Below are 25,677 nucleotides of genomic sequence, written 5' to 3'. Positions count from 1 at the left end.
ATTCTTTTAAAGAGGTGTAAAGTATGGATATATTGGAAAAGGTGCAGTCGATATTTTCACATATGAAAGTCGTTGAATTTATGAATAGCGATGTTATTTATGTTTTACCCAATAGGACAATTGCACAGGTTAAGGAAATATTGAGATTAAAAAGGATATCAGGGGTACCAGTTGTAAACAGCCAGAAAGAGGTTATAGGGATTATCAGTATTGAGGATATAATAAGGAGTATTGAAAAAAATCAGCTTGAAAGTCTTGTTGAAGAGCAAATGACCAAAAGAGTTGTTACTGTTAATTTGGATGATACTTTAAGAGATGTTATAGAATTATTTGAAAAATACGGATATGGTAGATTTCCAGTTGTAGACAAAATTGGAAAGTTAGTGGGAATTGTGACGAAAAATGATATTTTGAAGGCGGTTGCATTAAAATTGGGTATTTTGTATTTACACGATGAAAGAAGAAAAAAAGCCCTCGATGAAGATGTGGAAAAATCACTAATTACAGGAGTTAATATAAATAAAAATGACAGTGATTTTTATTTTAAAATAGATTATTACGACATTAATTCTATTGGAATAGGTGCAGCGCAATTGAAAAAATTTCTTCTTTCAAAAGGAATAGAAGAAAAACTTGTAAGACGTATTGCAATAAGTGTGTATGAAGCAGAGGCAAATGTTGTGATTCATAGTGGAAGTACAGGTGAAATTTACTGTTTTATTAAAGATGATAGTATTGTTGTAAGGATAGAAGATAAGGGAAAAGGTATAGAAAATTTAGAACTTGCAATGAAAGAGGGATTTTCAACGGCACCTGATCACGTAAGAGAGCTTGGATTTGGTGCTGGTATGGGACTTCCAAATATAAAAAGATATTCGGATAAAATGGTAGTTTTGTCCGAAAAGGATAAAGGTGTAATTGTTGAAATTATCTTTTTTAGAGCTTGAGATTTGGAATAGCATCTATGTGAATATTTGATTTTCCATCAAACAATTTATATCCCGCCATAGCTATCATTGCGGCATTATCCGTACAAAAGTCAAGTGGTGGTATAAGTATGTTTATCCCCAATTTTTGTGCCTTTTCTTGTGCTTTTTTTCTAAGGTATTTGTTTGCCGCAACTCCACCTGCAAGCACTACCGTATGGATATCTTTTTCTTGTGCGGCTTTAAAAGTTTTGTGCAAAAGTATTTCCGTTACAACCTTTTGGAAAGAGGCGGCAATATCAGCAACTGGAATGTCGTCTAATTTTCTTACAGTGTATAGTACGGAAGTTTTAAGTCCTGAAAAACTGAAATTGTAATCTTTGGAGTTGTACAAAGGTTTTGGGAAATTGAATTTGTTTTCATTTCCAAATTTTGCTATCTTTTCAATCTCAGGACCACCGGGATATCCCAAACCCAATATTCTTGCAACTTTATCAAATGCTTCACCTGCTGCGTCATCCAAGGTTTTTCCCAAAACTTCTATTTTATCTTTTGTTACTTTCAAAATTTCAGTATGACCTCCCGATACCATTAATACTATAAAGGGTGGGGTGAGCTCTGGATATGTAATGTAATTTGCATACACGTGTCCAATAATATGGTTAACACCGAATATAGGCTTGTTTAATTTCAAAGCAAGACCCTTTGCAAAAGATATCCCAACGAGTAATGCACCAATTAGTCCAGGGCCTTGTGTTACTGCGATCAAGTCTATATCTTTTAGTGAAATATTTGCTTTTTTTATTGCCGTTTTAAAGATGATCGGTAAATTTGAAAGGTGGTGTCGCGCCGCAACTTCGGGTACAACACCACCAAATTTTTTATGTATTTCAACTTGCGAGGATACTATGTTGCTTAGGATTTTTCCATCTTTTAATATAGCAACTGAGGTTTCATCGCAAGAAGTTTCTATACCCAAAACAATCATTTATGCAGACTCCTTGACTATAAGTTTTGGTTTTTCCTTTTTTGTAACGCATGCTTCATTTACTATAATCTTTTCTATGTTTTTGAGATCAGGTAATTCAAACATTACGTCTATCATTACCTCTTCAAATACACTCTTTAATGCACGTGCTCCTGTTCCCCTATTTGTTGCTCTTTTTGCAATAGCATAGAGCGCATCTTCGGTAACTTCAAGCTCAACGTTATCGATTAAGAACAATTTTTTGTATTGTTTTAAAATGGCATTTTTAGGTTCTGTAAGTATCTTTACCATTTCCTTCTCTGAAAGGTCTTCAAGTGTGCCAATAACGGGGAATCTTCCAACAAATTCTGGAATTAATCCATATTGTACTAAATCTTCAGGGGTTATATGTGAAAGTATTTCACCAAGTTTCATTTCTTTTTTACTTTTTATTGGAGCGTTAAAACCTAGAGCGCTGCTTTGTATTCTCCTTTTTATAATTTCTTCAATCCCATCAAATGCTCCACCTACTATGAATAGTATATTTGATGTGTCTACTTTTAGGAATTCTTGATACGGATGTTTCCTGCCACCTTGTGGTGGGACGTTGGCTATAGTACCTTCCACGATCTTTAATAGTGCCTGCTGTACCCCTTCTCCTGATACATCTCTTGTTATAGATGGGTTTGGGGATTTCCTTGCAATTTTGTCTATTTCGTCTATGTATATAATACCGTATTGTGCGCGTTCTACATCGAAATTTGTAACTTCAAGTAACCTTAGGATAACATTCTCCACGTCTTCACCAACGTATCCTGCTTCAGTAAGCGGAGTAGCATCTGCTATTGCAAAGGGCACATCAAGTATCTTTGCAAGTGTTCTTGCAATTAAGGTTTTTCCACTTCCCGTGGGGCCTATCAATATTACGTTTGATTTTTCTATTTCTACATCGTCAAAATCTAAGTTTGAAAAAACTCTCTTATAATGGTTGTATACGGCAACAGAAAGTATTTTTTTAACCCTTTCTTGACCAATGACGTATTTATCAAGTTCTGCTTTTATTTGTGATGGTTTTGGAAGTTCTTCTCTTTCCCTCTTTTGAGGGATTGCTTGTTTTTCTTCATAAAGTATGTCGTGGAAGATTTCCACACAATCGTTGCATATGTATACATTTCCGGGTCCGGCTATTAGCTTTTCTACCTTGTCTGCAGATCTCCCACAAAAGGAACAAAATTTTTGTGCCATATTTTTTCCTCCTTAAAATAATTCATCATAATTCTATCATAAAAAATTGATAGTGTGTTTCTAAGGTGTATCTTATTTTTTTCAAGATAATAAACACCCTATATAATTTTAAAGAGGTGTGAATTACACGCATTATCATCAGTTGCACCAAATTTCTTTATATGTGGAAATTTTTGAGAAAGTTTGCATGCAATATTAGGCTCAAGTGATTTTGGACCATTTATGAGTATTGCACCGATAATTTCTACATAGGGGTGTGAAGTGATATAATCTATATGCCAAAAGAGTTTTTTCTCTTTTAAAGTATGTCTTTTTATCCTTTGTTCTAGATTATTCTGAGCAGAACCTACATAAACGTATAGTCCATTTTTTATTTTAATTTCTCCAAGAGATCCAACTTTTACTTTAATGTCTTTTTTTACTGTTATAAAGAGTAAATATATCCCTTTTTTCATTAATATCACCACTAATAATTATAATATAAATAAGGGGGAGAAAAAACATGTACATTTTTGTAGATTACGATGGAACTTTAATAAAAAACGATGAAAAGGAGTTTATGAAAGAATATTTTAAGTTACTCTCAGATTTTTCCAATATAGATTCAAAAAAGTTGATGGTTTTGGTAATGGAAAGTATAAATGAAATTTTGTCCAATTTAAATACTTCCAAGAATTTATTTGAAAGGTTTTTGGATGAGATTTCTAATAAAAGTAATCGGTCAAGAAAATATTGGAAAGATTTATTTTTTGAGTTTTACGATGAAAAATTTTTGAATTTGAAAAAAATAATAAGAAAAAATCAATTTTTGGTGGACTTAATAGAGAACACAAATAACAAGGTTATTTTTGCTTCAAATCCACTTTTTCCAAAAGTTGCAGTGGAAAAAAGAATTGAATTTGTAGATTTAAACCCAGGTGATTTTTTCTATATAACTTCTATGGAAAATGCGCACTATGCAAAACCAGACCCTAGATTTTTTGAAGAGATAATACAAACTTTATCTATCAGCCCAAAAGATTGTGTTATGATAGGTGATTCTGAAAATGACAAGGCGTGTGAAAAAGTAGGTATAAAATTTATCCATGTTGATGAAAAAGAAAAGATAAAAAAGGCATTTTTGAATGTTGATTATTCTAAAGTTATAGGAAAAATAAGAAAGAATGAAGAGCAAAAATTGGCCGTTATGTGTTATGCAGAATACAATGACAAAGTGTTATTTATTTCTAGAAACAAAGAACCATTTGCAAACTTTTTGGTACCACCTGGTGGAAAGGTGGAAAATGGGGAAGAAATTGAGAAAGCAATGGTAAGAGAATTTTTTGAGGAAACGGGATTGAAGTTACATAATTTGAGGTTGAGAATGGTGACTACCGAAATTGGTCCTAAAAATTACAATTGGATCTTATTTGTCTTTAGAGGAGATGTATTTTCAAATGATGTAAAAGAGAGCGATGAAGGAAAACTACTTTGGATCAAAAAGGAAGATATTTTAAATGCAAACCTTACGGATATAGACAAACATTTAATACCGGATATTTTTTCAGATGAAAATGTAAAAATTGTCGAAATTGTATACGATGAAGATAAAAATTGGAAAATTTTGTCTAAAAAAGATTTATTGACATTGCTTTAATATATGTTAAAATATTTAATGCGATGCCGAGGTGGCGGAATTGGGAGACGCGGTTGACTCAAAATCAACTGGGGTTGACGCCCCATGCGGGTTCGAGTCCCGCCCTCGGCACCAAAAACAAAAGAGCCGGAAGCATCCGGCTCTTTTTTTATTTTTCCGAGTCATCCAAGAAGCCTTAACACAGACCAAGCAGATACGTTTGACTGGGTGGAGAGTGAGAGAAGGTTTTGAGTTAATATATTATTTTTAGTTATTTCCAGCAACGTTTTTGCTATATCTGTATCGTGTATTATACTTGCATTTGATGTAATATTTTCAAGGGCACTTGCTGCAACAGAACCATGTTGTTTTAGAGAATTTACATGTGCACCTATGTTGCTCCTTATATTTGATATATTAGAAGTAATATCATCTATTTTTTTTAATGTGCTTTGCGCATTTTCCACACTTAGTAAGTTTGAATCTTCAAGTGTTGTAGGGGTTACATCTGGAATTGTTATACTTTCCGATTCACCATTTGGATTTATGGTAATTTTTAGATTCTCAATTTCACCATTTAAAAGCTGTTTGTTATTAAATTGGGTATTTTTAATCGTATCATTAATCTGATTTAACAATTGATTGTATTCCTCGTTTAGAGCGGAACGTTCGTTTTCTGTCAATGTTCCATTTGAGGCCTGCAGTGCAAGTTCCCTCATTCTTTGTAGGTTATCTTGGATTGACGAAAGAGCAGAATCTGCTGAATTTAACATATCTACACCACTGTAGATATTTTCAATTACTTTTCCATATCCTTCTATTTGGCTTTTCATCCTTTCATATATTGTTGCCCCTGAAATATCCGATGTAAGAAGCTTTTGTGCATCACTTACTTCAGCTAGGTTTGTTCTGTTTTGGTTTTGAATCGATAAAAGCCGGTGGGTGATCCATAAATTGATGTTGTTGTTTATTCTCATTTTTTCACCCCCTTTTCCGTATAATTTTGACTAAAGTAGATATTATTTTGTTCTATGTTATAATACCTTGGGGGGAGAGAAGATTAAAAAGGTAATCTATAGCGTATTTTTAGCATTAGCTTTGTATTTTTTTATTTCTTTTTTGTTAAATATTTCGCCACCAAAAGAGAGAATGGATTTAAACTTTGATCTTTCTCTTCCTTTTTATAATGCAACTGGAAAAGCAAAGAGTGTTACTCTAAAGTCCCACTTTAAGAATGTGGGATATGATACTTTAGTGATTAATCGCATTTCGGGAAATATGTTGAAAGTATATTTAAATGGAGAGCTTGTATATAAGTTTGGTGATGAAACTGCTAATATTTGGAATAAAGTTTTTAAGATAGAATTGAAAAATTTAAAAGAAGAAAATGAGCTAATTATTGAGATTTTCGGAATATACGATGTGGGTTTGGCAAATATTCCATTTCTAACAAATTACAAAATAGCAACAAGGTATGTTATATACAAGGAGTTTTTCAAAGAAAAATTTGTTTATATTTCAATTGGTATAAGTTTGATTTCGGCTATTGTTTCGTGGATTTTTGGAAGTTCTATTAAAGATAGAAATTTGAAAATTTCATACTTAAGTTTTGGAATTTTTTTGCTTTTTACCGCTTTGCATCTTTTTCATTTTGGTGTACGTGAAACTATGTTTAACCCAAATTTTTATCTTCTGTTTTTAAAGGTAATCTCTCTTGCAACGTATAGCTCTATAGTTTTTTACATTTATGCTGTTGAAGTGTATGAAAGAAATTTTTTCGTTTCAAAATGGATAGTTTACGTATTTGTGCCTATTTTATTTTTAGTTTCTATGTCGTATGATTTTGTTTTTTATGTGAAAATAACGCAAATTTCAAATATTATTATGATTTTCTTTTTAATATATGCTGCAATTAGAGTGTTTTATTTAAAAGTTGAGTGGTTGTACTTTTCTTCTGTTTTTTCCGCAATATCTGTTATCCATACAATTATTTTGTTGTTTTATCCTTCTGTAAGGGAATTGCTTACAGGATATGCATTTTCAGCATCTGCAATTTCTGTTATCATTATGATTTCTAGAGATTTTAAAAGAGTAGTATTAGAACATAGTCTTTTAACAGAAGAAGTGTTAACTGATCCTTTAACCGGGGCATACAATAGAAAGATAATTGATAAGTTGAGACCCGGTGGGTGTTTTATTTTAATAGATTTGAACGATTTTAAGGGGCTAAATGACAGATATGGACACGAATATGGGGATAGGGTACTAAAAGATTTTTCCAAGATAGTTGTAGAAAATTTACCAGAAAAGGATTATTTTATAAGACTTGGTGGAGATGAATTTGCCATAATAACGTATTTTGAGGATCCAAAAGATTTAATAGAAAAAATTAGACTACAGGTGAAACGTAAAATAAATTTGGATTTTTCCTACGGTATTTCACAATATAGTCAATTTGAGAGGGCGTATAAAAAAGCAGATGAAAAATTATACAAAATGAAAAGGCAAAAATCGTTAAAATATAAAAATAAAATGTGATATAATTTAAATAGAAAGTTAATAGATTTTAGGCAGGAGAATAGGAGATGCCATATACCACATATGTGGTATATGGCTCTTTTTGTTATGGAGGTGTTATTATGAAAATCTTTATTGTAGGTGCAGGCATTTCAGGTAGTCTTATAGCTAGAGAACTTTCAAAGTACGATGTTGAAGTACATATTGTTGAGAAAGCACCTGATATTGGTTGGGGTGTTACAAAGGCAAATTCTGCGATAGTACATGGAGGGTACGATGATCCACCTGGATCAGTGCGGGCAATGTTTGCATCATATGGAAACAAGCTTTACGATGATCTAGCAAAGGAGTTGGATGTTAGTTTCAAACGTGTGGGATCATTTGTTGTGGCGTTTAAAGAAGAAGATGTAGAGTATTTAAAAGAGTTAAAAAAGAAAGGAAGAGAAAACAAAGTAGAAGACTTGGAAATCTTGGAAAAAACAGAATTAAAGAAGAAGGAGCCAAATTTAAGTGATAAAGTCATTGCCGCTTTGTGGTGTCCCACTGCAGGTATAACTGAGCCGTGGGATGTGGCGATGGCTGCAATTGAAAATGCAGTTGAAAATGGTGCTATGCTACACCTTGGTGAAAGTGTAAAAGATATTGTAGTAAAGGATGGGAAAGTTTCAAAAATTATTACGGATAAGGCAGAGTATAAAGTTGATGTGATAATAAATGCAGCGGGATTGTTTGCAGATGAAATTGCAAAGATGGTGAAAGTCGCAAATTTTGAAATATTTCCCAGAAAAGGAGAATATATATTATTAGACAAAAAATTAAAAGGACTTGTAAATAGTGTCATCTTTCCAACGCCTACTAAAAAATCAAAAGGAATTCTTGTTGTGCCAACGGTAGATGGTGGAATCTTGTTAGGTCCTAACGCAGTTGATCTACCAAAGGAGAAGAAGTACGATTTATCAACGACAAGGGAAGGATTAGACGAGGTATATGTGAAATCAAAAAAATTGGTACCAAAGATTGATATTTCATATACAATAAAAACATTTGCGGGTTTAAGACCTGAGACAAAGGAGAAAGACTTTATTATTGGACCTACAAAGGTTTGGGGATTTGTAAATGTTGCGGGTATAAGATCCCCAGGACTTACTGCTGCACCTGCAATAGCTAAATATGTAGTGGAAAAGATTTTTCCAGAAGACCTAAAGATTAATTTACAAAGAAAAAAACATTTTAATCCTTATAGAAAGAAGATACCGAATATAAAAGAGGTTGGATTAGAAGAGTGGGAAAAATTGGTGAAAAAAGATCCAAGATTTGGAAGAACAGTATGCTTTTGTAATAATGTTTCAGAAGGAGAGATAGTAGAGGCGATTAGAAGGGGCGCAAGAACTTTGGACGGTGTTAAATTTAGAACTAGGGCATCTTTTGGAAGATGCCAAGGTGGTTTTTGTAGTTTGAAGATTATGGAAATAATTTCTAGAGAGTTAAATATCCCCATAGAAGAAATAAAATTAAATTATGAAAAATCCTGGATAATGGATGGCAAGGTGAGAGTATGAGAAGAGAAAAGGTGGATGTGTTAATCGTAGGTGGTGGTGCAGCAGGCCTTGCTGCTGCAATTTCGGCTACAAAAGAAGGTGTTAAAACTGTATTGTTGGAACGTGATAGGAGTACTGGAGGTGTTTTAAACCAATGTATACACAATGGATTTGGATTACACGTTTACAAAGAAGAACTAACAGGTCCAGAGTTCATGGAAAGAATGTGGGATGAATTAAAGGAAGATGTTATACGCCCTAATTACACGGTTTTGGAGATAAAACCAAAGACAAGAGAAGTTGTAACTTTATCTGAAGAGGGATTAGTTATTTTTGAAGTAAAGGCCCTTGTTATGGCAACTGGAGCAAGAGAAAGACCTCTTAGTTCTTTGCAAATACCTGGTTCAAGGGTAGCTGGTGTATACACTGCAGGTGTGGCACAGAAAATGGTGAATATTTATAACAGATTGCCAGGTAGAAAAGTTTTAATTGTGGGATCGGGTGATATAGGACTTATTATGGCAAGAAGGTTGAAAATAGAGGGAATGGATGTTGTAGGTGTAGTGGAAATTATGCCAGAACCAGGTGGACTTATTAGAAACGTTGTACAGTGTTTGGAGGATTTTGAAATACCACTTTGGTTGAGTCATACAGTAGTTGAAATTCATGGGGATCAGAGACTTAATGCGGTAACTATTGCAAAAGTAGATAAAAATAAAAAACCTATACCAGGTACGGAAAGAAAAATCAAAGTAGATACGTTAGTTACTTCGGTGGGATTAATACCACAGAATGAGTTAATAGAAGGTTTTGTTGAAATGGATCCCATAAATAAAGGACCCATAATAGATGAATTTATGAGAACTAGTATTAAGTGGATATTTGCAGCGGGAAATAACGTGGCTATCCATGATCTTGTAGACTTTGTATACGAAGAGGGAAAAATAGCAGGGTATTATGCGGCGCTAATTTCAAAGAATGAAAAATTACCAGATTCAGATAAAAGATTTCTAAGGGGACAAAATGTAGGAGTATTACTTCCGCAAAGATTTTCACAAAAAAAATCTTTCAAAATTTATTTAAGGCCTCTAAAGAGCTTTAAGAAATCCATTTTAAAGTTTGATGATAAAGTAATAAGAAAATTTAATTGGCGGATTAGACCAAGTGAGATGATAGATTTAGTTGTAAAGGATTTTAACAATTTTGGTCCAAATGTCACCGTGGAGGTGAATGAAATTGATTAAAAAGATGACATGTATATCGTGTCCTATTGGTTGTGAGTTGACGGTATTTGTAAATGGTGAAATAAAAGTTGAGGGTAATCGTTGTCCAAGGGGATTGGAATATGCAAAAAATGAGGTTACTAATCCAAAAAGAATACTTACTATTAGTGTGAAAGTTGAAGATGGAGTAATGGAACTTGTTTCGGCAAAAACTGATAAACCAGTTCCAAAGAAAATGTTGCATGAGATAATAGAATATATTAAAGGGTTAAAAATAAAAGCTCCTGTAAAACGAGGTGATATAATAGTTAATGATATATTGTCAACGGGCGCAAATCTTGTTGCTACGCGAACAGTGTTGAAAAAGGATTGAAAAAGCAAGGGGGGATATGGTGTTCATATTGGCGCTTGATCAAGGAACTACAAGTTCCAGAGCTATTTTGTTCGATGAAAGTGGGAAAGATGTTTTTGTGAAAAACAAAGAATATAGACAAATTTATCCAAGGCCGGGATGGGTAGAACATGATCCATTTGATATTCTAAATTCACAAATAGAAGTGGCAAAGTTAGCAGTTGATACAGTAGGTGTAGAAAATATAGCGGCAATAGGTATTACCAACCAAAGGGAAACGACAATCCTTTGGAATAAAAGAACAGGGAAGCCTGTGTATAACGCAATTGTTTGGCAATGTAGAAGAACAGCTGAAATTTGTGATGATTTAAAAGAAAAAGGATATGAAAAATTAATTAAAGAAAAAACGGGATTAGTAGTTGATGCGTATTTTTCTGGAACAAAAATCAAGTGGATTTTAGATAACGTTGAAGGAGTAAAAGAAGACGCAAAAAGAGGTAATATTTTGTTTGGAACAGTAGATTCTTGGCTTATTTGGAATTTAACAGGTGGAAGAGTACACGTTATCGACTATTCTAATGCATCAAGAACTATGTTGTTTAATATTAATACGTTACAATGGGATGAAGAAATTTTGGAAATATTAGATATTCCAAAAAGTATTTTACCAACACCTGTGCCATCTAGCATGGTGTACGGATATACGGATATTTTTGGTGGGAAGATTCCAATTGCTGGTGATGCAGGGGATCAACAGGCATCGCTTTTTGGTCAGACGTGTTTTGATAAAGGGATGATAAAGAACACATATGGTACGGGTTGTTTTATATTAATGAACACAGGAGAAAAACCTTATTATTCCAATTCTGGATTGCTTACAACAATTGCTTGGGGTGTTGACGGAAAGGTGGAATATGCACTTGAAGGAAGTATTTTTATAGCAGGGGCCGCTGTACAGTGGTTAAGGGATAACTTAAAACTCATTGATGCAGCATACGAAACTGAAGAAATTGCCATGTCTGTGCCTGATTCAGGAGAACTTTATTTTGTCCCTGCTATGGTAGGACTTGGTGCACCGTATTGGGATATGTATGCAAGGGGACTTTTAATTGGAATAACACGTGGTACGACAAAAGCACATATTGTTAGAGCAGTACTTGAATCAATAGCATATCAAACTAGAGACGTTCTTGAGGTTATGGCAAAAGAATCGGGGATAAATATGGGGACTTTGAGAGTAGATGGAGGAGCATCTAACAATAACTTTTTAATGCAATTTCAGGCGGATATCCTTGGTATTCCCGTTGAAAGGCCGCAAATTACCGAGACAACGGCGTTAGGTGCCGCATATCTTGCAGGGCTTGCAACTGGTGTGTGGAAAAGTAAGGAAGAAATAAAGTGGAATCTGGATAAACGATTTTTGCCACTGATTGAAGAAGGAAAAAGAGAAAATATGTATAAAAAATGGAAAGAAGCAGTTAAAAGATCCATGAAATGGAGTGATTAATATTGCATCCATTTGTATATCCAATAGTCCCTGCAATAAGAGATTTAAGAGCTGTTGAAAGGATTATTACCACACCTGTTTCTTCGGTTTTTTTGTTAGAGGGAGATATTTTTAAAATAAAGAATGCAACTAGAATATTAAAAGAAAACGGTAAAATCGTTTTTGTACATTTGGATCTTGTAAGTGGTTTGGGAAGAGATGAGGCAAGTGTGAAACTTGTCAAGGAGTTTGTCGGTGCAGATGGAATAATAACCACAAGATCAAACCTTATTGTTATCGCAAATAAATTAGGGTTAATGACTGTTCAAAGGATATTTTTGATAGATTCTAAAGCGGTAAAGACGGGAATCCAACAAATAAAAAAACATAATGTTAATTTTGTGGAGGTTTTACCAGGACTTATTCCAGAATTTATAAGGTATATAAAAGAAAATATAGAGCAACCAATTATTTCAGGAGGACTTGTTAGTAAAAAAAATCAAGTTAAAAAAATACTAGATGCAGGAGCAATAGCTGTATCTACCAGTAAAGAAGAATTGTGGGATATGTTTTAGAATTTTGAAAAGTTAAGAAAGTGTTATATAATAATTTTGCTGAGCTTTATACAAAGGAGGGATTTTATGAAGAAATATGTAGGGGTAATTTTGGGTGTTATATTGGTTTTTGTCTTATTTAGTGGATGTTTACAACAAAATCTTCCACAAGGTGGAGATGAAGTTGTTTTAACAGGTATTGCAGGTGCTAAGCTAGATTATCTTTTAAATGATACATCTTCTGCGACTGTAACAGGTATACTTGTTTATAAATATAATTATTATGGAATATTAAGTGATTCAACTTCTGGAATATACATCAAGGATATTTCTTCAGCAGGCTTAAATGTAGGTGATAAAGTAACAGTTACAGGAACGTTGTATAAAGATACTTATAATGGAAATTTAAGGATGAAGGATGTTACAGTGGTTTCAACTGAAACAGCTAGTGAATGTGAGCCAAGTGTTTTAAATGTAAAACTTGATAATACTTGGTTATTTGATGCTACCGGTAATACGGCAGATGCAACTGCTCTTGCGTTGTGGAATTATAGGTTTGTAACGGCAAAAGGTACATTAACTTCTTTAGATACCACTGGTAAAAAATTTGAATTTGAATATCCAGTAGATTCTGGAACTGCAACAGTTACAGTGTATACTTATACAGCTGTAAGTACATGTGAAAATGCACCTGCAACGGTAACAGGATATCTTGCAGGATATAAATATGAATGGCAAATTTATCCAAGAACAGCAGAAGATATAGAATTTTAAGTCTTTTAAATTAATAAAATTTTAGGGCCGTAGAGGCCCTATTTTTCTCGGAGGTGAAATTGTGAGAAGGATTTTTATTTCTTTAGCTTTGCTTTTTTTTATACTTTCTTTTTCGGGAAATTTTTCTCTTTCTATTTTAAATTTAACTACGATGGGTTTAGATGATGGAGCATTTGATTACTTTCCCATACTTTATGTTACATACCAACCATTTGATTTTTTGGCATTTAAAGTAACTGATTATTTAGAACTTTCCCATGATTCTTGGAATTTGGGAACATATTCGATTTTCAAGCCAAGATATTATTATCTTGAGGGAAAATTTGATTTATTTGGTTATGATGTAAAACTAGATGTTCTAAAGACAAGGTTGAAAAAAAGTCAAACGGAAAAGCTAGAGGGTTTGAGGGTTGGTGGATTGAAATTTGATTACTATGGTGCAGGTTTGGATGTTAAAATTGGAAAAATAAATCTTGGAGCAGCATATGATTTAGATCTAGGAAGTGTTGCAGGATATGTCCAGGCTGATTTGTTTGGTTTTAAATTAGGTGGCTATTATGAAACGAAATATAATCAAATTTCATTGGATGTAAATAGAAGCTTTGATTTAGGTAATTTTTCAATTTTGGCTTGGACAGCTTTGTCGGCTAAATCATCTGATATTGCCAATTTTTCGTATTTGGTGGGTGGAAAGGTAAACTTTAATAATTTAGCATTAAGCACACAATTTTTAAGTTTAGGTGTTAATAGATACGATGCAGATTTTCAAACCGGTGATCCAAATGATGTTGCGTTTTTGCCAAATGCATGGGCATATTATTTGGATGTTGATTATGCTTTAAACGATTATGTTTTAGGTGTGTTTTTAAGGTATAACAGTGTTTGGGCATCGGATCCAAATTATTTGCCGTTGTATGGTTTGAAATTGGCATATAAAGATTTTACTTTAAAAGTGGGAAATGGAGATTTAGAAAGCAACATAGCAGGAGAACAAAAGATAATAGCAGAGCTTAATTACTTCTACAGCCTTGAGTTTGATAAATTATTCTCGTTTAATTCTAAGCTTGTTACTCCAGTTGAGGAAAAAAAGAAGGAATTTAATTCTATAATGGATGTAATACTTGGAGAAGAAGGAAAAAGTTTTGTAGTTAAAGGTATAGTTACTTCTCCAAAAGATCTTTTGGGAAAAGGTAGCTTTTATATACAAGATGAAACTGCAGGACTAATGATTTATTCTCCAGTATTAGGAGGAGATTTAAACGTAGGAGATGTTGTGGTGATTTCTGGGAAGAGTAAATTGTGGAATGGTGTGATTGAATTGGTTGCAAATAATGTTGAAAAAGTTGGCAGTGCAAAAGTTATTCCAGACGTTTTAACAAGTTTGTCTAAGACATTTATTTCTGCATTTGTGTATGTTGAGGGAGTAGTAAAAGAAAAAAATAAGTATAACTTTAAAGTTGACACAGGGGATTTTATTATAAAGGTGTATTTGAAAAAGGGTACAAATATAGACATATCAAATTTAAATGTTGGGCAAAAGGTAAAAGTCCAAGGTATTTTAGCTGTTTACAAGGGCGAGTATGAAATTTTACCTAGATGGCAGGAAGATATTGAAATAAGGTAGTTTTAATACGCGCCGCATTTGCAGCGTATTTTAGGAGGTAAGGTTAATGGATGTAAAAAGGCTGTTTTTGTATGCTTTTTTAGTTTTTTTGATTTTAACTTCTTGTGTTAATTTGGATATAATTAATCTAGACGGAAGAAGTGGAGTTTTAGTTAGTAGTGTTGTTGACGGAGATACATTTCATACAGTGAGGGATAAAGTGAGGATTATTGGTATTGATACTCCGGAAGTCCATAAAAGTAGTAAACCTGTAGGTGAGTTTGGAGTACAAGCAAAACAGTTTTTAGAAGATTTTGTAAAAAAGTATGAAATTTATTTGAAAGAAGAGGGAAAAGATAGATACGGTAGAGTCTTAGCATATGTATTTGGAAAATCAAAAGATAAAACGTATTTTTACGAAGAAGAAATTTTAAAAGCAGGTCTTGCAAGGCCATTAATATATTTTGAAAATGTTGATCCAGAATTAACTTCCAGAATTGTTAGTGCGTACAATTATGCTTTTGAAAAAAAAGTAGGGATTTTTTCAAAATGGAGTACAGCACCTATTTTGAAAAATTCAAGTAATTATAAATCATATATTGGAAATATAGTATTTCTTGAGGGAAAAGTTAGTAATGTACACCAGAGTGGTGGAATGTGGGAAATATATGGCGATTGGTTTACAATTAAAATAAGGGAAGAAGAATATGATTATTTTTTCAAAGATTACAACTTGTATGATTTAAAAGATAAAATTGTAAGATTTTACGGTGAACTTTGGGATGATGGTGAAAAGCCTATAATTCTATTGAGAAGTCCAAATGAAATGGTAGTACTTTAGATTTTTTTTACTTGACATCTAAATGAAATTAAGTTAAAATCTATACGTGATAGTATGGAGAGGTGGCCGAGTGGTCGAAGGCGCTTGCCTGCTAAGCAAGTGTGGGATTTTTCCCACCGAGGGTTCGAATCCCTCCCTCTCCGCCAGGTTTTTGGGGGATGTATTCCCCCATTTTTAAATTAAAAGGAGTTGTGCCCGTAGCTCAATTGGATAGAGCGTCAGACTGCGGATCTGAAGGTTGGGAGTTCGAATCTCCCCGGGCACGCCAAAAATGCAAGGCTTTTTGCCTTGCATTTTTTTTTGGAATTTTTCCATAAATTTAGCTTATTAAAAGGAGGGATTGTTGTGAGAAAAAGTGTGTATCTTATGGTTAATCTTTTATTAATTGTTTTTGTATTTTTTGGTTGTGTAAATCCTGAGTTGAGTAAATAAGTGCAAAAACCGGGGCTTTCTTTTAGAGTACTCTTGCCAGATACAACTACCGCTACTCAGATATATGTTGTTGGTGAGATGAATAATTGGAAATTGGATAATGTGTGGGTGCTTAATGTAACTGATGTTGATGGAAAGAAATATGCAATTGGAGAATATGATCTTCCAGAAGCTTCCATTACTGGTGGAGTAGAATTTCGATACAAATATTTGATTGGTAAAAGTTGGGATAATGTCGAAATGAAAAAAGATGGTTCAAGTGATATAAAAAATCGTTTTGTGTACGTAAATGAAAATTTAAGAAATATTGTAAATGATGCAGTTTTAAATTGGAAAGGCGAAGATCTTGTAAATCCAGCTACATCTACAATAACAGTTAAATTTATTGCTTATGTACCTGATACAACTCCAGATGGTTCGGTAGTACAACTAGTTGGAGATATGAATGGTTGGAATGGAGAAGATATGGTGAAAGAAGGTAATGTATGGACTATAACAAAACAATTGGAATCAAACACTTATTATGAGTTTAAACTAAGATTGAAAAATGAATCAAATGCCTGGGCATATCCAGAAGGTAATGAGACCGGCGGGTATGAAGATAATAGAGCTTTAATTTTAAACGACGATGCAACCATAGTAATACTAAAGGTGCATAGTTGGGAAAATATGTAAATTGTTTTTATATTTACCTGATGACGAAAGGGGGACCTTAAGGTCCCCTTGTTATTATGAGTTTTGGAGGTGATTAATTTGAAAAAAATATTTATATTTTCTTTTTTTGTCCTGGCACTATTATTATCAGGTTGTATGAAACTATTTAATTTATCTTTAGAATCGGGTGTATATGTGGCAGGTGAATGGAATAATTGGGTCCCAATGCAAAACGATAGGATGGTTTTAAATAATGGAATTTATGAATTTGAAATTCCTGTAGCATCTATTACTTTTTACCCTGGAAGTCTTGGAAATATTGGGTGGTATAAAGTTATATACGTAGGTGGTGTGACAAAAGTTCAATCAAGTGTTCCTGTTTGGAAGGAAAATTTAGCTGATGCTACTTCAATAACTGTATTTGCTTCACCTAATATTATGCGTGATGGATATGCTGTGGGTGCAGGGGATATTGAAAAAGAAATAGGTGATTGGTATTGTGCGGGAGATTTCAACGGTTGGTCTTTAGAAAAGATGGAAAAAATTGATGGAAAATTTGTATATGAGCTGAATATAGATGTTAATAAGGGTGATAGTTTTAAGTATAAAATTGCCAGGGGAATCGATTGGAAACCTTATGAAGAACAGTTTGATGGAAAAAATTATAACGCCGGGTATGGACAAGATGCTTTATTTATTGCGGATAAATCTGGAAGTTCTCTTTACATAGAATTTGATCCAAAGTTTAGCATTTTGAATGTTTATGTTAAGTGAGGTGGTAATGTGAAAAAATATATATTTTTTGTTTTGATTATTTTTTCGCTGTTTTCATTTGGTATGATTTCTCCATCTTATTCTTTTAAATTTGTATACTTTGCAGATTTTTCAAATGGTTTTCCAGTATTTGTTCCAAGTTATAATATGTCGACAGAGTTTAGATTCAACATGAGTGTTTTGGGAAGTGATTTTTCTGGGAATTTTTCTTTGAATGGTGAGAATTTGGAATCTGCAGAATTGGATTTTTCAAAGAAAACGTTTGGACTTTATTTGTATAAAAATAGAATTTTTGGGAACTTGGATGATTTTCTTGGTTTGTATAATTTTAGTACGGGCTCAGATGGGGTAATGATGAATTATTCGAACTTTTATTTGTTTTTGTATAATAGTCTTTCTTTGAATTATCTAAAATACAAGTTAAATAATGGATTAATATTAATTGGTATAAGAGATCAATTGAAAGATTTTTTATTTCAAATAATGTTACCTACTTTTGTTGATATTCAGTTTGAAGCGGTTTATACGTATGATGGAAGTGTTGATTTTGAAAAGGGAATTTACCAATTTGGATTGGTGGATAAGAACTTAAGATGGGGGGTAAAATCCACTTTTTTGGGTAAAAATGTGATGCTACCAGATTTTACAAGTATAGATAAATCAAATAGATATTTTATAACTATGTGGTATAATGCTGATAATTTTGGGGTTTGGGGAAATATTAAAAGTGATGAAAATGGAAAAAATTTTGAAAGTTTAAGTGAGGTTGGGCTAAATTTTAATGTTTCTAAATTTTCAGTTTCTCTTTCAAAAATAGGTTTTGATAGTATAGGTTTAACACCTGATTTATGGGAAAAGTTTAGTTTTACTTTGAAATATGACTATTCGTTATTTGATTTTAACGGAAAGATCTCTTATTCTTTTGGGAAACCTGCACATAACACAATTGGAACTTTGGGAGAAGTGTATTATATTGAAATTTCAAAAACTTTTGGAAATATTTCATTTTTTGGAAAGGCACAGAGAATAGTAGATGTGTATGAAATAAGAAATACGGTATATGCAGAAATGAAAATTACTGGATTTTCAAACGGAGAGGTAAAACTTTCCATTGGAAATGGAGATTTTTACAATGTGAATAATTTCAAAAAAGTTGCTTCGTTGGAATTTAATACTTGGTGGTAATGGAGGTGTGAAGATGAGGAAAAAATCTTTATTTGTATTTTTAATTATTCTATCTGTTTCAATCTTTTCAAATGTATTTGTTAAAGAGGAAATGGTTTATTTTACGTTCGAAGTTGATGCAGAACAAGTGTACTTAGCTGGAAATTTTAATAATTGGTCTACAACATCCACAGAAATGGAATTTAAAGATGGTGTATGGGTGGTAGCACTTGAACTTGAACCAGGTGAGTATCAATACAAGTTTGTTGTTAATGGTGAAAAATGGGTAGAGGATCCGAATGCTCCATCGTATGTTGATGATGGTTATGGGGGAGAAAACGGGGCATTTAAATTAGTCTTACAGGATGGTTCTCTTGTAATAGAACCTATTGGGAAGTTAATGGAAAAAGAAAATGGTGCAAAAGAGTATGAAATTAACAAAGAAAGGAAAGACACTATATTTGTCGATGAGGAAGGTTATGTAGTTATTAGGTATTACAATCCAGATGCTGATTATGTTATGATCGCAGGGGACTTTAACAATTGGGATGCAGAGAGTGATGAAATGTACGGTTTAGGTGATGGATGGTGGGAAGCAATCTTGGAACTTGAACCAGGAGAATATCAGTACAAGTTTGTTGTTAATGGTGAAGAATGGGTAGAGGATCCAAATGCATTTGCATACGTTCCAGATGGTTTTGGAGGTAAAAATTCTGTTTTAAAAGTTTGTAGAGGGGGTGAAAGTCTTATTGTTAAAGCACCGGAAAGTGTAGTGGAAGGAAAAAAAGAGATACCATTGGGTGTGAGTGTAGTTGATGGTAAGGTATATTTTAAAGTAGAAAAAAGAGAAGCAACAAAAGCATTTTTGGCTGGAAGTTTTAATAATTGGGATTCACAGGCAATTGAGATGAAAAATGTAGATGGATATTGGCAAGTTTCGATGGAATTAAATCCAGGTAAGTATCAGTATAAATATGTATTCTTAATTAATGGTAATCAAGTTTGGCAGGAAGATCCAAATGCTCCTGGTTATGTACCAGATGGATATGGAGGAAAAAATGGAGCGTTTGAACTTGTTTTAGAAGGCGGGAATTTAGTGATAAAAAAATCAGAAAATTCAAGTAAAAGTTCTGTGAATTTGAGTGGAATTTATAACTTTACTGTTACTTATAAATACGATTCTACGACTTTAATAAAAGGTATAGGATTTTCAAATAAATTATCTTTGATATTTAAACCTTCAGATGAACTTGAATTTTCAATAGGTTATTCAGGAGCTAATATCGAATACGGAGTAATTAATTTTAAAGTAGACAAATGGAATATTATGGCACATTACAATTTGCCAGTTGATTTACCATTTAACGGTATCCAAAGTGGTGTATATCTTTCTTTTGCCGGTGTTTTTGTAGATTTAGGAGCAGAGTCTGGTGCTGTTCCATTTATAATTGGAGCAAGATATAGCGATTTCTCACTTTTATACGGAGATTTCTACGATAGGAATGGAATACTTTTGGGATATAACTTTAGTATTTTTGATGCAGATGTGGAATTGTACGGTGGATACTTTTTCAATTTAGGAGAATTGGGATTTTATTGTGAGGCGAAATCAAATGATTGGAATACAACGTTGCAATATTTCAAAAATAAATTTGCTATGGATTTAAGTCTATTCAATTGGGATCTTGTAACAGACTTTTCCATGACAGATTTGAATTATAATATTTCAATGTATATACCAGTTGTGAAGAATTACAAAATTTTTGGAGGATACAGTCACACAAATTTATCGGATAAATACAATTTTGGATTACTATATGACACCGATTACACACTTGGTTTAAAAGCGAGAATGGAAAACTCTAATATTTACTTTGACATTTTTGGAAAAGTTGTGTTTTAACGTTCTAATATTGGATAAAATTCCTCCGGTTGCAAACATAGCCAATTAATTTTTATATGTAGATTTTTCGTAGAGAAATATAAAAGCTCCCAAAAGGGAGCTTTTATTTAACTACATTTACTCCAGCCACATTTTTTGCAGCTCATACAACCCTCTTGTTTGATAATACTATTTTTAGATAGACATGAAGGGCAATATACATTTCCATTTTCATCTACATAATATCCTTCACTCCACTCTAGGTCATTTGCCATTACAAATTTTTCTACCTCTTCTGCCGTTTTTATCGTTCCATCTATTACAAAAACTTCGTCATCTTGTATTTCTGTATTTCCCCAAAGTTCTATAAAGTCATCTATGGCTTTTTTGATTTCCTCTGCTAAGCCATTTGTGTATTTTCCATTAACTTTTTGAAGTTGTTCAAGAATTTCTTCAATTGACACCCCTGCTCTTAAAGCAATAGACGATAATCTTCCTATAGATTCTGCAAGCTCGGTTCCATTTGAGAGGAATATTTCCACAGCTTCGCCGCTGTCATCAAAAGAAACGGTAATGTAAGTAGTATTTTCCAGTGATTTGTATTTTCTCGTTACACTACGTAGCGTGTTTTTACGTGGTTTTGGTCTAAGTTTATGTTTTTCATCTAAGAGGAAAAATTGTACTTTTGGTGCATCTTTTGTTTTTACATGTTTGGCAGATGTTAATACCTGTGTTTGGAGTGATCCGTCTCTGTATATTGTAAGTCCTCTTACGTTTAATCTAAACGCTTCAAGGTAAATATTTAATACATCTTCTTCAGTTGCTGTTGATGGCATATTAATAGTCTTTGATATATTGTTATCTGTATATCTTTGAAAGGCATCTTGCATTAAAAGATGGTCCATTGGGGAAATATCCATAGCTGTCACAAAAACTCTTTTTATTTCTTCAGGAACGTCAAGTTGTTGTAGAGAACCTTTTTCAATTAATTTATCTCTTATCTTTTCAAGTATTGATGAATCTAACTTTTCTTCAAGTACCCTATTAACGTAAAATAAAGCTTCTTTATTGCCATCATGCTTATTCATATACCTAACGTATGCAAGTAAGAAATTTGGTTCAAGTCCGCTACTTGTATCTGCTATATTTGAGATAGATCCCGTTGGAGCAATAGTTAATACTGCAACGTTTCTTTTTCCATGTTTAGATTCTTTCATAACGTTTTTTATTTCATCATCGTATTTGCTTAATCCCATTGCAAATGGTACAAATCCATCTTCGGTGTAAAATCTACTTTTTTCAAATAATGGAAAGTTTCCTTTTTCCCTTCCCAGTTTATTTGATTCATCATGACTATGGAGTGCAATGAATCCCATTAAATCAACAGCAATCTTTCTTCCTTCTTCTGAATTGTAAGGGATATTTAATTTATATAGCAAATCTGCAAACCCCATTATCCCTAGTCCAAGTCTTCTGCTTTCTCTGACGGCTTTGGTAATTTTTTCAAGTGGAAATACGTTAACGTCAATTACGTCGTCTAAAAATCTTACGGCAAGTCTTGCGGTTTTTTCCAACGCTTTCCAATCTATTTCACCATTTTCATTTGCAAATTTTGCAACATCTATTGATCCAAGATTACACGCCTCATACGGTGCAAGTCCAATTTCACCACATGGGTTGGTAGAAATAATTTCTTTTTCTGGATAAAGTGGATAGTATTTGTTCATTTCATGTAAAAATGCAAGTCCTGGGTCACCTGTTTTCCATGCATTTTTAGCTATTTTTTCTAATATATACCTTGCTTTTATGCTTTTTTTATTGTTAAATTTTGGATGAGTTAGAATTATTTCTTTATCATCATTGTACAATTTTAGAAATTCTTCCTTCTCAAAGGGAATTCCCACTGAAATATTGAAATACTTTAACACTTTTTCTCCGTCATTATTTTCTTTTGCTGCTATAAACTCTTCAATATCAGGATGATTAATGTTTAAAATTCCCATCAAAGCGCCGCGTCTTTTATATCCTTGTTCTACTACTCCAATTGCAGAGTTAAAAACGTGCATGAAAGAGATAGGACCGGATGCTTGGCCATGTGTGCCTGCAACAAAACTTCCTTTGGGTCTTAAACTAGAAAAGTTTGAACCAATCCCACCACCAGCTTTTGTAATTAAAGCATATTCTTTTACGGCTTCAAATATACCTTCGATACTATCTTCAACAGGAACTACAAAACAAGCAGATAACATGTGAAGGTGATTTCTTGTATTGTAAATTTCCTCGTAATCTTCCAATGTCATATTTTCAATAGGTTTCCACAAAAGTTCTGGTCTTACTCCCATTCCCGCATTGAAAAGTGTTGGACTGTTTGGAATAAAGATTCTAGATTTGAGCATTTTGTAGAATGTTTCTTCATATTCTTTTACTTTATCCAAATTTTTGTTGTAGAGAATTTCAGATGTAGCTACAACCCTTGCAACTCTTCTGCAAACTTCTTCCCATTTTGTTTCCAAAAACTCCCCTTCCATATTTTTATAAAAGTACCTTTCTGAAAGTATTTTGTAGGCGTTTTTTGATGGTTTAATGTCTAACCATCTGTTTAGTACGTCTTCATACACGTCTTTCTCCTCCTTGAAAATTTCACATATTTTTGATTTTTAGATGCGGGAAATAGTAAGTTGCCGTTTTCATCAATGTTTCTTTTATCGTGCTCATATGGCCCCAATATACCTTCATCCATATATGTGATGTAATTGCGTAGATTTTGAGTATCAATATCTTCTAGTGTGCGCCATGTATATATGGTGTTGACTATTTTATCTGAGAATTCTTCTTTTAAGGCTTTTGATATTTCAAAGACGGCTTTTCTATTGTATGGTGCAAGTGGTTCTCCACCCAAATACACAACTGCTAATTTGTCATATGAATCAATGATAGTGTTGATTTTTTCTTTTAGCCGTTTTATTAGAGCCTCAACATCGTATTCAAACCCTTTAAAAGGTTCCCATGTGTCTTTGTTGTGACAAAGAGGACATTTTGGTTGTTTGTCGCAACCTTGAAAGTATATAGATAATGCGAAATATTTGGGGTGATCAATTGTGTTAAAAAATACTCTATTTACATACACTTTCATTTTTTCACCTTCATACATTATAGAATTTTCTTTCTTTGTATTCATATTTTCTCCTTACTTTGTTGAACGAAGAATATGGTACTAGATATCCTACTATTCTAAGGTATTCTTCGACTTTTTCTTTTCCACATATTGGACATTTATTTCCTATAAATGCATGACCATTTTCACATGTGCTTATCTTTTGGTTAAACGCAAAATACATAACATTCATTTTTGCAATGGCATTTACTAATTTCCAGGATTCTTCTTCGTTTTTTAAAGGTGTTCCAAGGTTGATGTGTAGAATTGCTCCTCCTGATACTTTTTTGTCAAATTTACCGGAATATTTAGCCCTATTCATCATATCGGTTTCCGCTGTAAGTGGGATCCATTGATTTGAATAAAGTTTATATGGTTGTTTGTCTTTACCATAAATATAACTATCCTTTTCAGCTAAAACAATAGCAGCCTTTTCAGCGGGAACCTGTTCAATGTTAAATGTGAATTTGTATTTTTTAAACCCATCTTCTGCCATTTTCCTTATAGTGTCAAGAATTTCTTCTACAAAGTTTTCTCCTTCTTTTGTATACTCAAGTCCTTCGGGCGTTACCGCGGTTAGTTCCATAAAGTCGGCTGCTTCCCATACTCCTGTAATTCCAATAGTCCCGTATTGTCTTTCAAGTTTCATAAGTCCTATTGAGTATAACGGAAGTACCCCTTGAGCGATTCTTTCTTCTAGTATTTTTCTAATAACATAAAGGGTTTTTTGAACGATATCTACCCTTTCCTTTAAAATTTCAAAGAATTTTTTTCCATCACCGTTTGCTTCAAGCGCAATTCTCGGTAAATTAATTGTAATAACTTTAAATGACCCTATGTTTAGATCAGAACCACCTATTGAATTTGCCATACCTGTTAGTTTTGGTTCATCTTCATCCAAAGAAAGAGATAACTTTAAATCTTTGGTAGAGGATGTTAAGCGACAGCAAGAAGCAACAGCATCAACTGAATCTGAGATGTACCAATTTGTGTCCTGCCATTTCATATTAACTTTGTTTATAAATCTTGCTGAATCTTCGTCTACAAATTTTCCGTCTTTGTACAAAAGTGTGGCAGTTAGTACGGGGAATGTAAACATTTGTCTTTCCCTTTCTTTGGCTACCCATTCCCAGTAATGTTTTTGAAGGTTAATAATATCCTCTACATAATCTGTTATATACGTTCCATCTGGATACTTTTCCCCTTCAAATATCGCTTTTATATAATTCCTATCAAGATATGTAAAATTTGTGTAAGGACTTTGATTTGTTCTAATTGGTTGATTAAATGAATAAGTTAAAATTTGAAAATGTTGTTCTATATACCACTTTGTTTTGTCTTTTGGTATAACTCCGTCTTTTAAGTCTTTTTTTATGTAATACCACATCCACACAAAGAAATCTGGTAATCCAACAGCGCCAGAGCTTTGATTTGAAGCAAACATAACAAATTGAATAACATGTTGAATAAACGTGCTAAGGTGCTTTGCTGGAGTGGATTGGATAGTATCTATAAATGGTAATCCTTTTTCCACAATGGGTTTTAGGGTGTAGGCAAAACAATATGGCATAAATGCCGCGTGGTGCGCATCATGCAGGTATATGGCACCGTTGATTTGATATTCTAGAAATTTGTCAGCATAGTCTCTTCCAAAATGTTTTTTTAATTCTTTCCAAATGACGTAGAGAGAATTTAACTTTGTGAACGGTTTGTATATTTCGGTAAAATATGTACCAATGTGTTTTGATCTAACATTTGCATTTGAATCAATAGAAATATCTCCTACAAGTTCAGATTGAAAAAATGTTTTATTAAATTTGTCAATATCAAGATGGGAGCCAAGACCTTCAAGTTCTAAGATATATTCCCCGTATTTATTTTCAAGTTCACGTAGTTTTCTATCAAAATCTGTTGAAAAACCAAAATTAATGAACATAAAATCCCCCCCTGTTTTGTATTTATTGTATTTATAATCG

22 protein-coding genes and 3 tRNA genes are annotated in these 25,677 nt (G+C 33.0%); 18 read left to right on the top strand and 7 right to left on the bottom strand.

Annotated features, from left to right (window positions below; translation table 11 throughout):
- The first annotated feature begins 23 nt into the window (after nt 1-23).
- Entirely contained in the window at nt 24-947 is a 924-nt protein-coding gene (locus Y592_RS03705) for a CBS domain-containing protein (RefSeq protein ID WP_075665689.1), read from the top strand.
- On the opposite strand, the gene tsaD is transcribed toward Y592_RS03705, so the two are convergent.
- The 3 genes from tsaD to Y592_RS03690 form a co-directional block, all read right to left on the bottom strand.
- Nucleotides 937-1,914 carry a tRNA (adenosine(37)-N6)-threonylcarbamoyltransferase complex transferase subunit TsaD gene (gene tsaD / locus Y592_RS03700; RefSeq protein WP_075665688.1) on the bottom strand — a complete coding sequence of 326 codons (978 nt, stop codon included), beginning with the start codon at nt 1,912-1,914 and terminating at the stop codon, nt 937-939. The two genes, Y592_RS03705 and tsaD, sit on opposite strands and share 11 nt — an antisense overlap.
- Nucleotides 1,915-3,138 carry an ATP-dependent Clp protease ATP-binding subunit ClpX gene (gene clpX / locus Y592_RS03695; protein ID WP_075665687.1) on the bottom strand — a complete coding sequence of 408 codons (1,224 nt, stop codon included), beginning with the start codon at nt 3,136-3,138 and terminating at the stop codon, nt 1,915-1,917. It abuts the gene before it with no gap.
- A gap of 98 nt (nt 3,139-3,236) precedes the next feature.
- Nucleotides 3,237-3,593 carry a GIY-YIG nuclease family protein gene (locus Y592_RS03690; protein WP_075665686.1) on the bottom strand — a complete coding sequence of 119 codons (357 nt, stop codon included), beginning with the start codon at nt 3,591-3,593 and terminating at the stop codon, nt 3,237-3,239.
- A 47-nt stretch (nt 3,594-3,640) separates the two neighbouring features.
- On the opposite strand from Y592_RS03690, the gene Y592_RS09230 reads away from it, so the two are divergent.
- On the top strand, nt 3,641-4,774 hold the full coding sequence (locus Y592_RS09230; RefSeq protein WP_232218219.1) for an HAD-IA family hydrolase: 1,134 nt from the start codon (nt 3,641-3,643) through the stop codon (nt 4,772-4,774).
- Nucleotides 4,775-4,799: 25 nt separating this feature from the next.
- A tRNA-Leu gene (locus Y592_RS03680) sits at nt 4,800-4,888 on the top strand.
- Nucleotides 4,889-4,935: 47 nt separating this feature from the next.
- Here Y592_RS03680 and Y592_RS03675 read toward each other — a convergent pair.
- A complete protein-coding gene (locus tag Y592_RS03675; RefSeq protein WP_075665685.1) occupies nt 4,936-5,730 on the bottom strand; it encodes a flagellin in 795 nt (264 codons plus the stop codon).
- 172 nt (nt 5,731-5,902) lie between these two features.
- On the opposite strand from Y592_RS03675, the gene Y592_RS03670 reads away from it, so the two are divergent.
- The 15 genes from Y592_RS03670 to Y592_RS03600 all read left to right on the top strand — a co-directional run bounded on the left by Y592_RS03670 (nt 5,903) and on the right by Y592_RS03600 (nt 20,568).
- Nucleotides 5,903-7,291: a GGDEF domain-containing protein gene (locus Y592_RS03670; protein WP_143609919.1), complete on the top strand. Its 1,389-nt coding sequence runs from the start codon at nt 5,903-5,905 to the stop codon at nt 7,289-7,291.
- A gap of 101 nt (nt 7,292-7,392) precedes the next feature.
- Nucleotides 7,393-8,829: an NAD(P)/FAD-dependent oxidoreductase gene (locus Y592_RS03665; RefSeq protein ID WP_075665684.1), complete on the top strand. Its 1,437-nt coding sequence runs from the start codon at nt 7,393-7,395 to the stop codon at nt 8,827-8,829.
- Entirely contained in the window at nt 8,826-10,052 is a 1,227-nt protein-coding gene (locus tag Y592_RS03660) for an NAD(P)/FAD-dependent oxidoreductase (RefSeq protein WP_075665683.1), read from the top strand. The genes Y592_RS03665 and Y592_RS03660 overlap by 4 nt, the downstream gene beginning before the upstream one ends.
- Nucleotides 10,045-10,404: a DUF1667 domain-containing protein gene (locus Y592_RS03655; protein ID WP_075665682.1), complete on the top strand. Its 360-nt coding sequence runs from the start codon at nt 10,045-10,047 to the stop codon at nt 10,402-10,404. Before Y592_RS03660 ends, Y592_RS03655 begins: the two co-directional genes overlap by 8 nt.
- 19 nt (nt 10,405-10,423) lie before the next feature.
- On the top strand, nt 10,424-11,890 hold the full coding sequence (glpK, locus tag Y592_RS03650; protein ID WP_216635297.1) for a glycerol kinase GlpK: 1,467 nt from the start codon (nt 10,424-10,426) through the stop codon (nt 11,888-11,890).
- Between the two features lie 2 nt (nt 11,891-11,892).
- A complete protein-coding gene (locus Y592_RS03645) occupies nt 11,893-12,444 on the top strand; it encodes a glycerol-3-phosphate responsive antiterminator (RefSeq protein ID WP_075665680.1) in 552 nt (183 codons plus the stop codon).
- A gap of 66 nt (nt 12,445-12,510) precedes the next feature.
- Nucleotides 12,511-13,197 (top strand): hypothetical protein, encoded by a 687-nt coding sequence (locus Y592_RS03640; protein ID WP_077287272.1) that lies wholly within the window; start codon nt 12,511-12,513, stop codon nt 13,195-13,197.
- A 61-nt stretch (nt 13,198-13,258) separates the two neighbouring features.
- Complete coding sequence (locus Y592_RS03635; protein WP_075665678.1) at nt 13,259-14,821, top strand: DNA-binding protein; 1,563 nt, start codon at nt 13,259-13,261, stop codon at nt 14,819-14,821.
- Between the two features lie 46 nt (nt 14,822-14,867).
- Nucleotides 14,868-15,641, top strand: coding sequence for a thermonuclease family protein (locus tag Y592_RS03630; RefSeq protein WP_075665677.1), 774 nt, complete (start codon nt 14,868-14,870; stop codon nt 15,639-15,641).
- A 56-nt stretch (nt 15,642-15,697) separates the two neighbouring features.
- Nucleotides 15,698-15,787, top strand: a tRNA-Ser gene (locus tag Y592_RS03625).
- Between the two features lie 45 nt (nt 15,788-15,832).
- Nucleotides 15,833-15,909 (top strand) — tRNA-Arg (locus Y592_RS03620).
- A gap of 164 nt (nt 15,910-16,073) precedes the next feature.
- On the top strand, nt 16,074-16,748 hold the full coding sequence (locus Y592_RS03615; RefSeq protein ID WP_088368862.1) for a hypothetical protein: 675 nt from the start codon (nt 16,074-16,076) through the stop codon (nt 16,746-16,748).
- A gap of 69 nt (nt 16,749-16,817) precedes the next feature.
- Nucleotides 16,818-17,501 carry a hypothetical protein gene (locus Y592_RS03610; protein WP_083638888.1) on the top strand — a complete coding sequence of 228 codons (684 nt, stop codon included), beginning with the start codon at nt 16,818-16,820 and terminating at the stop codon, nt 17,499-17,501.
- A 9-nt stretch (nt 17,502-17,510) separates the two neighbouring features.
- A complete protein-coding gene (locus Y592_RS03605; protein ID WP_088368861.1) occupies nt 17,511-18,686 on the top strand; it encodes a hypothetical protein in 1,176 nt (391 codons plus the stop codon).
- A 13-nt stretch (nt 18,687-18,699) separates the two neighbouring features.
- Entirely contained in the window at nt 18,700-20,568 is a 1,869-nt protein-coding gene (locus tag Y592_RS03600; RefSeq protein WP_088368860.1) for an isoamylase early set domain-containing protein, read from the top strand.
- A 107-nt stretch (nt 20,569-20,675) separates the two neighbouring features.
- Here Y592_RS03600 and Y592_RS03595 read toward each other — a convergent pair whose 3' ends face one another.
- The 3 genes from Y592_RS03595 to Y592_RS03585 are packed head-to-tail and all read right to left on the bottom strand — an operon-like array spanning nt 20,676 to nt 25,637.
- A complete protein-coding gene (locus tag Y592_RS03595) occupies nt 20,676-23,165 on the bottom strand; it encodes an adenosylcobalamin-dependent ribonucleoside-diphosphate reductase (RefSeq protein WP_075665672.1) in 2,490 nt (829 codons plus the stop codon).
- Nucleotides 23,147-23,725 (bottom strand): 4Fe-4S cluster-binding domain-containing protein, encoded by a 579-nt coding sequence (locus Y592_RS03590; protein WP_232218217.1) that lies wholly within the window; start codon nt 23,723-23,725, stop codon nt 23,147-23,149. Before Y592_RS03590 ends, Y592_RS03595 begins: the two co-directional genes overlap by 19 nt.
- On the bottom strand, nt 23,691-25,637 hold the full coding sequence (locus Y592_RS03585; RefSeq protein WP_075665671.1) for an anaerobic ribonucleoside-triphosphate reductase: 1,947 nt from the start codon (nt 25,635-25,637) through the stop codon (nt 23,691-23,693). The genes Y592_RS03590 and Y592_RS03585 overlap by 35 nt, the downstream gene beginning before the upstream one ends.
- Nucleotides 25,638-25,677: the final 40 nt, after the last annotated feature.

It is taken from the genome of Thermosipho sp. 1070 (assembly GCF_001682135.1).
Taxonomy (GTDB): domain Bacteria; phylum Thermotogota; class Thermotogae; order Thermotogales; family Fervidobacteriaceae; genus Thermosipho; species Thermosipho affectus.
The sequence above is the reverse complement of the archived record's forward strand: the minus strand, read 5'-3'. Positions and strand labels throughout refer to the sequence as shown.